The organism is Brevibacillus laterosporus, assembly GCA_007833815.1.
GTDB lineage: Bacteria > Bacillota > Bacilli > Brevibacillales > Brevibacillaceae > Brevibacillus_B > Brevibacillus_B laterosporus_D.
Window position 1 is genome coordinate 3607879 of sequence record CP033464.1, and the last position, 16409, is coordinate 3624287.

At 40.1% G+C, this 16409-nt stretch carries 7 protein-coding genes; 1 reads left to right on the forward strand and 6 read right to left on the reverse strand.

Features of this window, described 5'->3' with window-relative positions; all coding sequences use genetic code 11:
• Window positions 1–2: 2 nt before the first annotated feature.
• The 4 genes from EEL30_18485 to EEL30_18500 are packed head-to-tail and all read right to left on the reverse strand — an operon-like array spanning window position 3 to window position 13139.
• A complete protein-coding gene (locus EEL30_18485; GenBank protein QDX94098.1) occupies window positions 3–3944 on the reverse strand; it encodes an amino acid adenylation domain-containing protein in 3942 nt (1313 codons plus the stop codon).
• Window positions 3941–5179 (reverse strand): LLM class flavin-dependent oxidoreductase, encoded by a 1239-nt coding sequence (locus tag EEL30_18490; protein ID QDX94099.1) that lies wholly within the window; start codon window positions 5177–5179, stop codon window positions 3941–3943. The genes EEL30_18485 and EEL30_18490 overlap by 4 nt, the downstream gene beginning before the upstream one ends.
• A 16-nt stretch (window positions 5180–5195) precedes the next feature.
• The gene (locus tag EEL30_18495; GenBank protein ID QDX94100.1) at window positions 5196–9854 is read right to left on the reverse strand and encodes an acyltransferase domain-containing protein; all 4659 of its coding nucleotides are present in this window, start codon (window positions 9852–9854) and stop codon (window positions 5196–5198) included.
• Window positions 9855–9860: 6 nt separating this feature from the next.
• A complete protein-coding gene (locus EEL30_18500; GenBank protein QDX94101.1) occupies window positions 9861–13139 on the reverse strand; it encodes an amino acid adenylation domain-containing protein in 3279 nt (1092 codons plus the stop codon).
• A 377-nt stretch (window positions 13140–13516) separates the two neighbouring features.
• Here EEL30_18500 and EEL30_18505 point away from each other — a divergent pair, with 377 nt between their 5' ends.
• Window positions 13517–14035, forward strand: coding sequence for a hypothetical protein (locus EEL30_18505; GenBank protein ID QDX94102.1), 519 nt, complete (start codon window positions 13517–13519; stop codon window positions 14033–14035).
• A gap of 244 nt (window positions 14036–14279) precedes the next feature.
• Here EEL30_18505 and EEL30_18510 read toward each other — a convergent pair whose 3' ends face one another.
• Window positions 14280–15164, reverse strand: coding sequence for a DMT family transporter (locus EEL30_18510; protein ID QDX94103.1), 885 nt, complete (start codon window positions 15162–15164; stop codon window positions 14280–14282).
• 51 nt (window positions 15165–15215) lie between these two features.
• The gene (locus EEL30_18515; protein QDX94104.1) at window positions 15216–16388 is read right to left on the reverse strand and encodes an aminotransferase class I/II-fold pyridoxal phosphate-dependent enzyme; all 1173 of its coding nucleotides are present in this window, start codon (window positions 16386–16388) and stop codon (window positions 15216–15218) included.
• Window positions 16389–16409: the final 21 nt, after the last annotated feature.

The window sequence follows — 16409 nt, forward strand, 5'->3', positions numbered from 1 at the left end:
TTTTATTTTTGACCTCTCAATATTGTAGCTATGATGCGTGCATTTTCGGCCAAATGATCGGGGTGAATAAGCATTTCTATATGTTCACCCGCTCCTTTATACACATAGAACTGATTGATAGTGGCCGTTTCCCATGACTGAATATTTTCGCTTGTAGTCTCAGTTGAGGTGATGAAATGAATGTTAGCGGAAAGAATGCCATCATTTATCACTTCATTGGTATAGTCGTAATAATCCTTAATCAGATCGATGGTTTGATGGGTCACGGAGCGAATACTTTCACCTAAATGCTGTGCCATGAGATTGGCTATTTCAACGGCTTCTGTCTGCACCTTTTCGACATTTAATTGAAGAGCCTTCACTCTTCTTGGAGCATCGATTAGGATCATATCGCTTACAGTTAGTCCTCTTTCTTCCATTGTTTTGGCTACTTCAAAAGCCAGATTACCTCCTGCTGAATATCCCAAGATCACATACGGCCCTTCGGATTGAGCTTCTTTTATATGATGCAAATACTGCTCAATTCGATCTTCCCTTGCAATAAAATCAAAAGCGTGTATGGTACAAGCAGATAATTTTTGATGTAAAGCCTTATAAAGTACACCCTGTCCTGCTATCGGTGGAAAACAAATGACTTCCTTTGTAGGATTTGAATAATCAAGGAAGGAAATAAATGGTTTTGCATGCACTATTCCTTTTTCGAGTAATACTGCCATTTGTCGCACAGTTGGATATTCAAAAACATTGAGAAGTAAAAGTTCAACGTGGAACGTTTCTTTGATTTTGTCAACCATTTCAGCCGTTTTCAATGAATGGCCTCCCAGATCAAAAAAGTTCCCCTCAACGCTTACTTGCTCAAGATTAAGCACTTGTCCCCAAATCCTTGCCAACTTGTCCTCCCACTCATTCTTTGGAGGTACATAATCAATCGTATTTTGCGAGAAGCTCTCCTCTAGTGCCGGTAAGAGAGCGCGATTGATTTTGCCATTCGTGGTTTTTGGGAGAGAATCCACAAATATATAATAGTGGGGCACCATATAATCTGGCAGTTTTTGTTGCAAATAAGTGCGCAGGTCCGCCGAAGATACATCTTGCCCTTCTTCTAACACTATATAAGAGACAAGTCGATCATTATTTGATTTATCGTTATGGACACTCACGACAGCTTGATCGACGCTAGGGTGTTGAACCAAGACATTCCCGATTTCATCCAGCTCAATACGGTATCCTCTGATTTTTATCTGGTTGTCTAAGCGCCCAAGATATTCAATCGTACCATCCACTAAGAAGCGCCCAAGATCTCCTGTTCGATATAAACGTGCTGACTGATCCGTCGTAAATGGATGCGGTACAAATTTGGTCGAAGTTAATTCTGGCTGATTCATATATCCTCTGGCTACTCCGATGCCACCAACATAGATCTCCCCTTTTACTCCAATTGGAACAGGATTTAGGGAATCGTCAAGTATATAGACTTGCATATTTGCAAACGGACGCCCTACCTGACTTGGAAGACTCGCTTTTGTGCATAAATGTGCTGTAGTGATAATAGAGGTTTCTGTTTGTCCATAACCATTGTATAGATTGCGTGACCCATTACTCCATTCGGCCATGTCAACTGTGCAAAGCTCACCTGCGCTTAGTACCGTCTGCAAGGAATCTGGCAAATCATCCGGGCTAAGCGTTGCTAAAACGGAAGGGGTAATAAACATAGTCGTAATTTGATTTTCATGTAAAAACGCAAGAAGATTCGCCCCTCCAGCTCTTACATCTGGGCTCGTCAGGCATAGTGAAGCTCCTGCACATAGAGAGGAAAAAATCTCATGAGCCGACGCATCAAAACTGATTGAAAAAAATTGGATAAGCTTACTAGCAGATGTGATGTGGAATGTGTTAATCGTGTCTTCCGTTATGTTGCATAAGCCTCGGTGCTCTATCATGACACCTTTAGGATTTCCAGTAGAGCCTGATGTATAGATAACGTAAGCAAGATTGTGGGCACTCGCCTGTATTGGCAGATTTCGATTATCTTCACACGAAATCGCCTCCTGTTCGCTATCTAAACAAATACACTCCCTTCCTTCATTGCTCATCAATTCTTTCAGATGTTGGCTTGTAAGGACGATTTGAAGACCCGAGTCCTGTAGGATGTGTCGAATCCTTTCTATTGGATAGATAGGATCAATAGGGATATACGCCCCGCCTGCTTTTAAAATCCCAAGCAAACCAACAATCATCTCAATTGAGCGTTCCATATATAAACCGACGAGCGATTCACGTTCTACCCCTCTTTTTTTCAATAGACGAGCCACTTGATTAGCACGTTTGTTTAATTCCTGATAGGTAATGGTTTGATCCCCATATCTGAGAGCAATTTGATCTGGTGCCTTCTCTACTTGGGCTTCATACAATTGATGAATGCAAGCATCATCAGAGAATGGATGCCAGGTGCGATTCCAGTCGATCAGCAACTGTTGTTTTTCTGCTTCGGTTAACATGGCCAAATCATTAATGGAAGAATGCGGGTTTTCCAAAATGGCGCGAAGCAAACGCTGCCAATGTTCACGCATCCGCTCGATCGTATCCTGACGAAATAAATCAGGTGAATATTCAAAAAAACCTTCCAATCCTTTTTCGGTTTCAGAAAACCCTACGGTGATATCATACTTAGCCGTCTCACCATCAATCATTTCAAATTCGACTGTAAGATCTGGCAACTGTAATTTTTCTTCTGGTACATCAACATATACAAATATAGCTTGAACTAACGGGTTTCGACTGATATCCATGGGTACATTCAATTCGTCTATTAACAAACCGATTGGCATATCCTGATGCTTGTATACCGCAAGAGCCGTTTCCCTTACACTATGTAATAATTGGATAAAAGTCATATCTCCCGAGATTCGCGTGCGGAGTGTACCCATTGTTAGGAAATAACCCATTACGGTCTCCATCTCAGCTCGGCTACGGTTGGCGAGTGGTGTACCAACCAAGATGTCGGATTGACCTGTATACCTGTATAAAAGCAACTTAAAAGCAGCTAGTATAATCATGAAAGCAGACGCGTTCTCTTTTTGTCCAATGGTTTTTAATCCGTTTAATACTTCGAGTGGTGTATGAATAAAACATCTGGCACCACGGTAGGTAATGGCTGGTGGACGAGGAAAGTCGGTACTGATATCCAAAACATAATCGCAGTCTGCCAGCTGTCCTTTCCAAAACGAAAGTAAATTCTCTTTGGTCTCACCTTCTAAATAGTCTCGTTGCCATTCAGCATAATCTGCATATTGGATTGGAAGCTCTGGCAATTGTATGGGTATGCCTGTAAGCACAGCCTGATAATGTAAAGATAGTTCTTTAAAAAAGATAGAAAAAGTAATACGATCGATCACAATATGATGAACAGTCATGACCAACATTGATTCTGAATCACTTAGGTAAAACAGTTTGAAGCGGATAAGCGGACCTTTTTTTAAATCAAAAAGTCGTTGTACCTCTTCTTTCATCTGTCTCTGTGCTTCTTCATCGCGAATTTCTTCTGGTACAAGACATAGATCAACCTCTGGAACGTTGACCTGAAGTTCTGGTAGGATAATTTGACGTGCTTGTCCATCCACACTGTCAAACACGGTACGCCATGCTTCATGACGTTTTACGATCTCATTGATGCTCTTCTCCAAAGCCCAGTGATGCACGGTGCCAGTTAATCTAGCCGCACCATAAACGTTATAGGTGTGGCTTTCTGGGTGCATTCGATTGAAAAACCACAATCGTTCTTGATCATATGAAAGCGGGCTTGGATTCGCGTGCCCACGACGCTTAATCCCCTCTTTATTCATACCGATTTTGTTTATGTCTACATTTTGCTTCTTCAATTGCTTTTCAAGCAAAGCGCGTTGTTTTGCAGAAAGTGAATTAATACGCTCCATCAAGCTTTTCATAGAGAAAACTCCTTTTGATTAAATGATTCTTTGAGATCGGTCAACATTCTAATGCTATTCATTATCGTCTCGTCATCTACTCCGAAGTCCACTAAGCAGGCCACCTCATCCACGCCAATATCAATTAGAGTCTCGATCAGCTTTTTGCATTTGTCATAACTTCCAAACAATGCACTCTCTTGAAAATACGACTCAAAAGCATGATTTACGATTACATCGAAATCAGAGGCAGACATGGACGCATAATCTGTAAAAATGTTCTTCTGTTGTTTCATAAAGGTTTTTAAATATTCCTTCATTGGTTTCTCCACCTTCGCCTTGACCTCTTCGTCACTTGATCCTAAGCAAGTGTGGAGCATCACAGCAACTTTGCGAGATTCGGGTAAAAAACCATTTTGAGACAATGTCTTACGATACAAGTCGATTTTCTCTTCCAAATCTGCTAGATCTCCGCCCGTAATTCCTGTGAGAATGTTGGCTCCGATTTGTGCGGCACGTCGGTAGGTATCCGGACTGCCGTTCGTCGCTATCCAAATATTTAGTTCATTTTGCCACGGCCTAGGCAAAGTACGTATTTCGTGGACAACTCCATTCACATCTGTAAAAGGAACCTGCTCCCCAGCCCATAGCCTTTTTACCAATTCAATAGAGGAAAACATCTCATCTTTTCTGGAATCGTAATAGTCAGTAGCCTGTACAGGGGCAATCAAAAAGTCAGCAGGATGCCATCCTGTAGCAAATGCAACCGAAACACGTCCCTTTGAAAGATTGTCCACCACAGACCATTCCTCCACAAAGCGAATCGGATGATGTAATGGTAGGACAACGCTTCCTGCCCTAAGCTCAATTCGTTCTGTAATCGTAGCTAATGCGGCACTTAACACCGAAGGATTGGGATATAATCCTCCGAAATCCTCAAAATGTCGCTCTGGTGTCCAAACTGCTGCAAAGCCATGCTGATCTGCATATGCTGTGCTCTCCATCAATAAGGAATATTTATTTTTATCCTGCGTAGAACCATCGCCTGAGAAAAAGAAGAGACTAAATTCCATCTTGTCCATTTTCCTTTTCCGCTTTGGAACAAAGCTATTAGAAGCGGTATTTCGATTTTGCGCTTCTTTCTTGGTTTTTCCTGTAGGAAGAGGGGGTTGGATGCCTTTTTGTTTGAGGCGTTGTTCAAGTAGAACTCGTTGTTCAGGAGAAAGTGCTGCCAATCGATCGTCTAAATGGTTCATCATTGTTCTCCCCTTTTTATACTTCGTTTGCAAGCTCCTGTGATAGTTCCTCTTGTGACATCTTCTCTATTTCACTCAACATACGCTCGATTTCATCCATTTCCACTTGTCCGATCTGAGAGATAGTTATCGCTTGAGCTAACTCAACAATGGTTGGTGATTGGAAAAGAATATCCATGGGAATATCGTTATGGAACGTATTTCGCAAACGCGTCACAAGCTGAATGGATAATAGAGAGTTACCGCCTAATTCAAAAAAGTTAGCTTCTATACTGATGGCAGAAACACCGAATAATTCTTGCCAAATGTCAGTTATTTTCTTTTCCGTCTCATTGCGTGGTGCGACATAAGCTTGACTTACTTGATTGTGATATCCATCGGCACGGTGCGAATGAGCATTTGGTTGTTCGGAATCGTAGTGGATCAATTCATGAATCGCAGAATGAATGTCTTGCGTAGAAACAATCACTTGAGAGAAGTCGCTTGTAAGAATACGGTTCATGACCTGCACTCCTTCACTTGCTGTGATTCCGTACTTTTCTTGCAATTGCTCCATATGCATCTTGATTTCTGACGGCATCCCCGTCTGGCTATGAATCCAATTATCGTTTTTCCACATTCCCCAGTTAATAGCAACAGTAGGTATTCCTTTTGCAGTATGATATCTAGCGAATGTATCCAAAAAGACATTTGCTACACAATTGTCCATCTGACCTACACCACCTGTTAGTGAGAATGTACGAGAGAATAGGATCATAAATTCAATATTCATATGGCTTATGATCTTTTCAAGAACGAGCGTGCCATACACTTGCTGAGCTATGTTTTGGTAGCAAGAATCTTTACTTTTCAACGGGATGAATCCAGAGCTAAGTCGCTCCGCAGCAAAAACGATACCTGTAATCCTTCCCACTTTGTCTTCCGCTATACGAATCACTTGACTCATTTCATCTTCATTTGTCACATCAGCAGTATAATAAAGTATTTCTTTACCATTTTGGTTAAGAAGTAGGATTCTTCTGATTTTGCTAGCAATCTCATCTTCTTCATCATGAGCTTGCAGGTAGCTATCCCACTGTTCTATTGATGGAAAATCAGGATCGCCTATTAAAACGAGTGAAGCTTGTACCGATTTGGCTATCTCTTCACTTACTGACAATCCAATTTCCTCAGTAGCACCTGTAATAAGGTATACCCCTTGGTCACGGAAAGAGTGTGGATATGTAAGAGGATTCTCTTTTGGCAATCTTATTTGCTCAAATTTTTGAACAAAACGGTGCACACCGCGAATAGCGACTATAAAATCAGAGGTATCGCTCATAAGCTCATCAAGAACTTGTTTTAGAAATCGATCTGATTTTTGGGAGAACACATCCGTCAGTTGAACGTCAATACAACGTGTTTTTATCTGAGTATATTCCTGTGATATGACACGCAGAGGTCCGAGTATGGTCGACCGCATTGGCAGATGAATCTCTTCATTGGATATTTCTTGCAAGTTATTTGACACTGTAATGATTTCCATCGTTTGATTTATTGCGTACATTCCCAACTCTTTAGCAATGTACATCATACTATATAAACCATAATGCTCAATCTGTTCATCATCATGCCATAGTTCTTGCTCGTCTATAGATTGGATGCTCCACATGTGAACGATTTTGTCTGGCATGAGATTGTGCATATCCAATGCTTTAAACAACTCGTGATAAGATTCTCCGCTCATGATGTCGATCGTATAAGCAAGCTCGTCTATTTTTGAAAACTTCCGCCCAGGAACCACAGTCACTACTTCAAATCCAAGCTTCTCTACATGATTACATACCTGTTTACCTAGGCCTTGCTCGTCTTGAAAAATAAGCCACCTTTGTTTTGTCTCAGAAGCGTACTCATCTTCAATAGACCAAGCTCTACTCGATTGATTCCATACAGGAATATAGAACCAATCAGCCATATCCCTTCTCTCCCGATTGAATGTATCAAATTGATCCCTTGTTGGCTTGACTTTCTCTAGGAAATAGGTCTTTCTTTCAAATGGATAGGTTGGAAGATGCACACGACGATGTTCTTCTTGATCCACGAAAGCACCCTGATTCATTTCTATTCCATAGCACCACAACCACCCCATCGCAATTCGTGTACTAGCCACATCAGATTGTTCTTTTTTGGCAGATGGCAATGTTGTAACTATGATTGTTTGTTGATCCTCTTGGGTTTCTCTGTGTTGACGTACAAGGGATGCAAGTGACTGTCCCGGTCCCACTTCAACAAAAATACTATTGGGCTCCTCCATCAGCGTGCGAACCCCTTCAGAGAATTGGACTGTCTCCCGAAGGTGTCTTTGCCAATAAAGAGGGTCTGTTGCTTGCGCAGAGGTAATCATCGAACCTGTAATGTTAGAGATGTATGGAATTCGTGGTTCAAGGAAAGTCATATTGTGTAACGATTCATAAAACGGCTCTAGCATAGGCTCCATCATCGTCGAATGATAGGCGTGAGAGGTGATCAACCGTTTATAAGTAATACCTTTTGATTGCATCAACCGCTCTATGCTAAGAATATCTTCATATGTACCCGCTATGACAGTGGACATCGGGCTATTCACTGCCGCTAATGATAGCTCTTTGCCATGCTCTTGCAGCAATTCACGCACCTGTAATTCTCCTAATGCAACCGCTAGCATCGCTCCTTTATCCATCTCCTGCATTAAGCTTCCACGTTTTGAAATCATGTGCAGAGCTTCTTCCAATGACATTACACTGGCAAGGCAAGCTGCGACGTACTCACCTATGCTGTGGCCAATCATAGCTTGTGGACGAACTCCCCATGATTCCAACAATTTGGCTAATGCATATTCGATGATGAAAATGGCTGGTTGGGCATAGATGGTTTGGTTTAATTGTTCTCTAGCTTGTTCTTCCAACTCCTCAGTTGGATACATCAACTCACGAATATCTATTCCGATGTGGTTCTTTACTTGTTCTGCACAATAATTCACCTGTTCTCTAAACATACTCTCAGTCTCATATAGGTCTCGTCCCATATTCACATACTGTGAGCCTTGACCCGAAAACATGAATACTACAAAGGGATTGTGGACTGCTCTTCCTTCTACCATGATTTCCTTAGGGTTATCTTGATAGTAGGTAGAAGGCATGTTATCGCCTCGTAAAGTCATTTTCGCATCTGTAGTTTCACGTACGATCAGAGCACTTCGATACGGAAACCCTTTTCTTCCTACGTGTAGCGTGTATGCCACATCTGCTAGATTCACCTCTGAATTTTTTTCCAAAAAATCTGTTAGATTTGCTTTTACCTTATTGAGAGCAGTTGGTGTCTTGGCAGAAAGAGTTAGTACTTTCCACTGGGAGTGTGTTAGCTCTTCTCTCTTTGCATATACAGGCGCCTCTTCTAGGATCACATGTACATTTGTACCCCCTATACCAAACGAGCTAACTCCCGCACGGCGAGGATGTTCACCCGTCTTCCACTCTGTAAGCTTCGTGTTTACATAAAATGGACTTTGATCAAAGTTTATCTGCCGATTCGATTCAACAAAATGGAGGCTTGGGGGAATTTGTTTATTCGAAAGTGCAAGCACTGTTTTTATCAAACCCGTCACTCCAGCTGCACTATCAAGATGTCCAACATTGGTTTTTACAGATCCTATCGCACAAAAACCTGTTTTGGTCGTATGCTCACGATATGCTTCCGTCAGTGCCGCTATTTCAATTGGATCTCCCAATATTGTTCCTGTTCCATGTGCTTCTATGTAGCTGATCGTTTCTGGGTCAACATCAGCGATGGTAAGAGCATCTTTGATTACTTCTGCTTGCTGAGTGACGCTAGGAGCTGTATAACCCACTTTTTGCATGCCGTCATTATTAATGGCTGTTCCTTTCACGACTGCTAGAATCTGATCATTGTCAGCCAAAGCGTCCTCTAAGCGTTTGAGCAATACGACCCCAACACCATTGCCAATTACCGTTCCTTGTGCATTAGAATCAAAGGCACGACAATGCCCATCTGGCGACAAAATACTGCCTTCTTGAAATTCGTGATCATTGCTCTGATCTGCCTTAACTGATACCCCCCCTGCCAAAGCCATATCACATTCGTATGTCAGCAGGCTTTGGCATGCCATATGTACGCTTACCAAAGAACTAGAGCAAGCTGACTGTACCGCTACACTAGGTCCTTTTAAGTCTAGCTTGTAAGAGACACGTGTCGAAAGAAAATCAGGTTGTGTTCCAATCATGACTTGAAAGCTTCCTAGGGCATCTACGATTTCGGGATGACTATGTACATGGGATAAATATCCGGATTGTCCACTTCCTGCGTAAACACCAATTCTCCCAGAATATTTCGCTGGATCATATCCTGCCTGTTCCAAAGCTTCATAGGAAATTTCGAGGAACAAACGTTGCTGGGGGTCTGTCACTTCTGCTTCCCGTGGGGTCATTTCAAAAAACTCTACATCGAACTCGGCCATATTTTCCAAAATCCCCATCGCTGGTATACTTTTTTCCCTTTTTCGCTCAAAAAAATGAATAGATTCTTCCCCGTTCTGAAGGTTATGCCAAAATTCTACTATATTTTTAGCACCCGGAAATCTCCCTGACATACCGATAATGGCAACTGAGGATTGCACGTCCTCGCTGTTCATCTCATGCATATTTTCTTACCTCCCACGTTTTCTTGCTTGTTTTTGTTTCTGCATCGCTTCTTTTCGTTTGAGAGCTATTTCTCTATTCGAATCCAATGTTGGCACGATACTCATCTCTTGACTGAGTCTATGTGCCAATGTATGTATAGTGGGACAACGAAACATCTCAATAACCGGTAAGTTTCGTCTGAATATTGAATTAATTTCTTGGTGAGCAAATAGTAACCGATAGGAATCTCCACCAATATGAAAAAAGTGATCATGGATGCCTACTCGTTCAACTCCTAGTGCTTCCTGCCAAATTTTTGTCAAAACTCTTTCTATCTCGGTGACAGGAGCTACATAAGCTGTTTGATCATCCTTGCTGTTTAATTCAACACTATTTAATTTTGTGCGATCGATTTTGCCATTTGGAGTCAACGGAATATCTTTTATGATCTTGATTACATTAGGAATCATGAAAAATGGAAGCTGGCTCTGTAGAAATACTCGCAATTCACCTGTTAGAGAAATAGAATGATCAAAATATCGAGAAAACGGCACAGCGTAAACCACCAGCTTCTTCCTGTATTTCCTATTTTCTTCCACTACTGCCACACACTGCTTAACGGCTGGATGATTGCCTAGAACCTGTTCGATTTCTCCCATTTCAATTCTGTGTCCACGGATTTTTACTTGATCATCAATCCGACCTACGTATGCAATTCGTCCATTCGGTAAAAATCGGGCTAAATCTCCAGTGCGATAAAGTCGAATAGCCCCTTGCCAAAGCTCTTCAAACTCAATATAGACAAACTTTTCCCTAGTCAAGTCCTCCCGATTCAAATATCCGCGTGCTATACCTGCACCACCGATGTACACCTCACCTATAACACCAACAGGAACAGGCTGTTGGTTCTCATCTAAAATAAATATTTTACAATTTGAAGTGGGCCTCCCAATATCCGGTGGTACTGGTTTGTCTATCGCTTCTGATTTATCTGTCTCTACATATTCACCACTAGATGAACATACGGTTGCTTCGGTTGGTCCATATGAATTCATAAAACGACGACCTTTCCCCCAGCGAACTGCAATAGTAGCAGGACAAGCTTCTCCAGCTACCTCCAGAGTGCGAAGGTAAGGTAGTTTGGCATCAGGGAGTATAGCCATTACGGAGGGCGGAATTATTGCCATATTAATTTTCTTCTCATGCAACCACTCAATCAATTGTTTTCCTGGAAGCAAGCGTTCTTTCGTATCCATGCATATTGTACTGCCGCTAGCAAGTGCAGGGAAGATTTCACGCACAGACGCATCAAAGCTGAATGAAGAGAATTGAATGATCCTAGTATCTTTCGAAAACCCATACAAGTCACGTGTAGCAAAAATCAAATTGCTAAGGCTTTTGTGTTCAATCATGACACCTTTGGGTTTGCCAGTCGAACCAGAGGTATAGATGACGTAAGCCAAGTCGTTAGGTTGCGGGAAGCATAGTGTCTCCAAAGACTGGCTATTTACACTTGTTTCATTATTCATTTCCGCTAGAGACTGTAGCACATCTATCCTTTCACCAGAAAAGTCGATGTTTGATAGATCAAGCTCTCCAGAAGTGATTAAGACGGATGCAGCACTATCCTCCAACATGTACGCAATGCGTTCTGATGGGTAATCAGGGTCGATAGGCACATAGGCACCTCCCGCTTTACATACAGCTAACATGCTTACAATCATCTCAATGCTACGTGGAAGCATGATAGCAATAATGCTTTCTGGCCCAGCTTCTCTTCGCAAAGAATGTGCCATACGAGTAGATAGTTCATCTAATTCTAGGTAACTTACCGTTTTCTCCCCAAACTCTACCGCATGATGCCCAGGTATCTGTCTCACTTGTTCTTTAAATAAATCTACAAAGGTTTTCTCTAGCGGATATTCTTTCTCTGTTCGATTCCAATCCACCAAAATCTTTGTTTTTTCTTCGAGAGTAAGCAAATCTAACTCTCCAATATGTTTCATCGGGTTTATCAGAGCGTTTTCGATGAGTTTTTGGTATCGTTCGCTCCATATCTTGATCTCTTCTTCAGTAAATATCTCAAGATGGTGATCAAAATCTAGTTGATAAATTTTGTTCTCACGCCTGTCTTTGATATGTAGGACTATCTCCTGTGGCTCGTATCCACTGAATTGTATGTCAGATGTATAATGCAGATCATCATGCATATCGAATTCTAATACCTGAAATTCCATTGCAATTGTAAATAGCTGCTGTACATTTGGGTGCTGCTCCCTCACCTTAGATAATAAATTCTGATAGGGATATTTTTGATGTCGAAGCATTTGCCTTTGCTCTTTGGCAATCTCTTGACAATAGCTGACGAAATCTAAATCAGGATTTACCATATGACGAAATGGTATTGTGCTTGCAAACATGCCAAACGCATGTTTATCACGTACATTTGAACGATTGCTAATAATATGTCCTACGATAATGTCCCTCTTGGCTGTAATCCGATAGAGGTAAAGATAGAAGGTTGCAAGGAAAAACACATAAGGACTTATCCCAAATTCTTCACAAAATGAATCAATGCGATCACGCAAATCATCTTGTATGAACAATTTATGGCGTTCACTAGCAATATTTCGAGACAGCCCATCATGATCAGCAAGGCTAACTAATTCTGGGAAGTTTTCGAATTGACTGCTCCAATAGGCTTCGTCCAACAAAAATCGTTTGGACTCAAGATATTCCCTTTCTCTATTAAGCATTTCAATATAGGAGGGTTTTACTTGCTTCTCCCGCTCTTCTCCCCTTGCTAAATGCTGATAACAAGAAACAATCTCTTTTATTGCATACAACATAGCCACACCATCAGCAATCAGATGACTGAACTTCATATACAGCATCGTCTCTGCGTCAGTTTTTTGCAGTATGGCAAAATAATATAGTGGGCCTTCTGAAAACGAAAAGGGCTTTTTAGTCGTTTGGCTTAACCACTCTTGAATAACTTGTTCTCTCTGATGATGAAAACGAAAATCAAATATGGGTATACATGGATGGATGTCTTCGGCAATGATTTGCATTGGGAATTTATTATCATTGCAGGATTGGCTGAAGATAGTTGTGAGGCGAATCGAGTCATTCTCACTGATAAATTGATGTATTGCTTTAATCAAAATATCATGATGAAGACTCGTAGAAAATGTAAATGAGGTAGCAAGATTCGTTGCCCCCAGATCTGGATAAATGTTTTCCACAAACCAAATTCGCTTTTGCGCATTGGTCAATGAATAGGACGGAACTACTTCTACATGCATAAAAGCTACCCCCCTTATTTAGAAACTTGGCTCCACCAAACCTTTGGCAGAGCCTTAGCTGAACGTATGAGACAAGATTTTTACGAATTCTTATCTATGACAAATAAATTATGGATAAACCTCCCATTGTATCCGCTCGACAACGGGCTAGATGAATTTTGATAGACATTCCTCCTCTATACATAAAAAAGTAAATTTTTATGTATATTTTTATTATTTAACAAATACTTAACTAAATTATCCTAATTAAACCTTGAAATGTCAATATAATTTGAATGTTTTTTTATTAAAACTAAACAAAAACAAATAAAGGATTTGCTTCCATTATATAGAAATAAATAAGTGTTTCTAAATTTATGCCAAGGAGAGTGTTTGAAATGAAAAAAGGTCTTGCAGCCCTGATGGTTGGCACAATTCTAGCCAGCATGTATTTTGCTCCAGCTTATGCCTCAACAGATCATAAAGGGATAGATTCAAAAACGATAAGAAATGTAAAAACACTTGAAGCGAAGGTTTCCGATCCTAATCGATTCAATGGTTTACGTGTTAAGGTTGTCGATGAAGCCACTGTATTTTTGATTATGGATGGGAAGAAAAGAGGAATTGTTAGCTCTGAAGTTTATGTTAGATTGTTCCGTTCATGGGACGGCATTCAATCGTTCTTGTCACTTGATGGCATCCCTGATGGACAGGTTATCAACGAAAACACACAATTGATAAAATATCAAAACAATCCAACTGTATATTTAGTAGACCACGAGAATGGAAGGACTGTTAAACGTGGCTTTGTTAGTGCGGAGGTATTTAATAAATACAGCTTTGATTGGAATAAAATAATTACGCTTCCTGACTCAATGCAAAATATTATTCCTGACGGTACTCCAATTAGGAATTAAATGGTACTTTAAAACAATTTGAAAAACACCTCTTAAAGTGGTTGTTTGCCTTGTCTGTATGATGTGTTGCCAATTTAAGAGGTGTTCCTATGTCATTCATCATTTTAATATAACGGTAAATATGAATCTTGTCGTCCCTTTAATTCCCTTCCTTAACCACACTTGTGTCACAAGAACTGACAGAAATGTGGTTGATCTATCACATCTAACTAAAGATATGAACAAATCATTTTAGAGGGCAATTTCAAATTTTATATGCACGAGCTGTGAAATGAAATAATTGTGGAATCGCAATGCCTATGAAAATTAACAGAACACCTATCCACTGTGAGAAAAAGACAGCTTCTTTTAAAATAAGTACAGATAAAATCACTGTAACTGGCAACTCAGCTGTCGCAAGAATAGTAGCAAGCCCAGAACCGATTTTCGGAATTCCAATTGAGAAGGCAATAGAAGGAATTACAATACTAAAAGTTCCTAAAGCTATTCCATATTTCCATAAACCCTTACCAAGTGCGCCATCATAAATAAATGTTGGTGGGAAAACGATGAGGATTAGCACCAGTGCACCAGTTATGAGCAATACACTACGTGGAAATGCTGGAATGTCCACTGCTACTTTTCCACTAACAAAAATATAACATGCAAAAGAAATTGCTGATAATAACCCTAAGATTATCCCTTTTATTTCAAGATTATGAAAGGATTGTTCCAGTAAGCCACTTGAAAGAGCTGTCCCAACTAATAAGAATAAAACAGAAATGACTTTTTCTTTTGAGGGTAATGTCTTTGTTGAGATCATCTCAATAATTATACCGATCCAAACGAATTGAAATAATAGAACGATACAGATAGAAGCAGGAATACTTGTTTGTAATGCACCATAATAACAGATACCAGTTAAACTAGCCGATGTACCTGCAAAAAATAACACAAGAGCTTGTTTTAATGGGACTCGGTGTCTAAAAAATAATAACGTCAGTAAAAGTAATAACAGCCATCCAACTAAATATTGACTCCCAATGACTTCTCCAAGTGTGAAACCATTACGATACGCAAGTTTTACAAATATAGCCAAAACGCCAATGCTACACGCTCCTAATAAAACAAGAAAGGAATAACGAAACAATTCAAGCCTCCTTATATACGAAATATACAAAAATATTTGAATAACCTTTTTTTACGTTGCCATACTTACTTTTATATTTTTTAAGCGTGAAATTACTTCCTCTAAAACTACAATGTCTTTGACAAGTGCTATACGCACGTAACCTGCTCCGCCCGCACCAAATCCACTCCCCGGTGAAAGTAAGATGCCCGCATTGTCTAAGAGATAACTTACAAAATCTTGATCACCCATTTTTTCATACTGTTCAGGGATTTTTGTCCAAATAAAGAAAGATGCTTTTGATTTTTGAACATCCCATCCTAATTTTTGAAGCTCTGGCACAAAATAATCCATTCGTTCTTGATATCGTTTTGTTTGCTCCGAAGCATAGTACTCCATATTATTTAAAGCATCTATTGCAACACTTTGGAACGGTAAAAACATCCCAAAATCAATATTGAACTTCATTGTTCTTAAACCTTGTAATACCTTTTTATTTCCTAAAGCAAAGCCAATACGCCACCCTGCTACGTTGCAAGATTTACTCAAACTATACAGCTCAACAGCAACATCCTTCCCACCGGATAATGATAGAATACTAGGTACTTCTACATCATTATAGGAGATTTCCGCATAAGCTAAATCATGTATAACAACAAAATCATATTTTTTTGCAAGGGCAATGACTTTTGCTAAATACTCTTTGGATAAAACGGTTGCGGTTGGATTTCCTGGTGAACAAAGAACCATGACTTTAGCTTTTTGTAAATCTTCTTCTGAAATTTGAGTTAAATCTGGTAAGAAGGTTTCTTTGTCACAAGGAAAATAAATAGGAACCCCTCCTACTAAATGTAAACAATTCATATAGACGCTGTACGAAGGAGATGGTACAAGAACACTGTCCCCTTCATCTAACAGAGAAGATAGCAAATAGTAAATCCCTTCTTTTGTACCTAATACATCTAAAACTTCAGTTTCATGACATAAGCTCACTCCAAAACGACGTTCATAATAAGAAGTAATCGCCTTTTTTAATTTTTTCCCTATTTCGGGGGTGAAATCGCCATAGCCATGAAAGCTTGGATTTGAAATGTATTCTTTTAATTTTTCAACTAATACGGGATTTGGTGAACCATCTGGATTTCCGATTGCTAAATTAATTACAGGTCTCTTTTGCTTCTGTAGCTTGGCCTCAATAAAGCTAAATGCATCTTCTGGAAGGGTTTCGATGTAGGTTTTTGCCATTAAAAAGCTCCTTTTTAATCA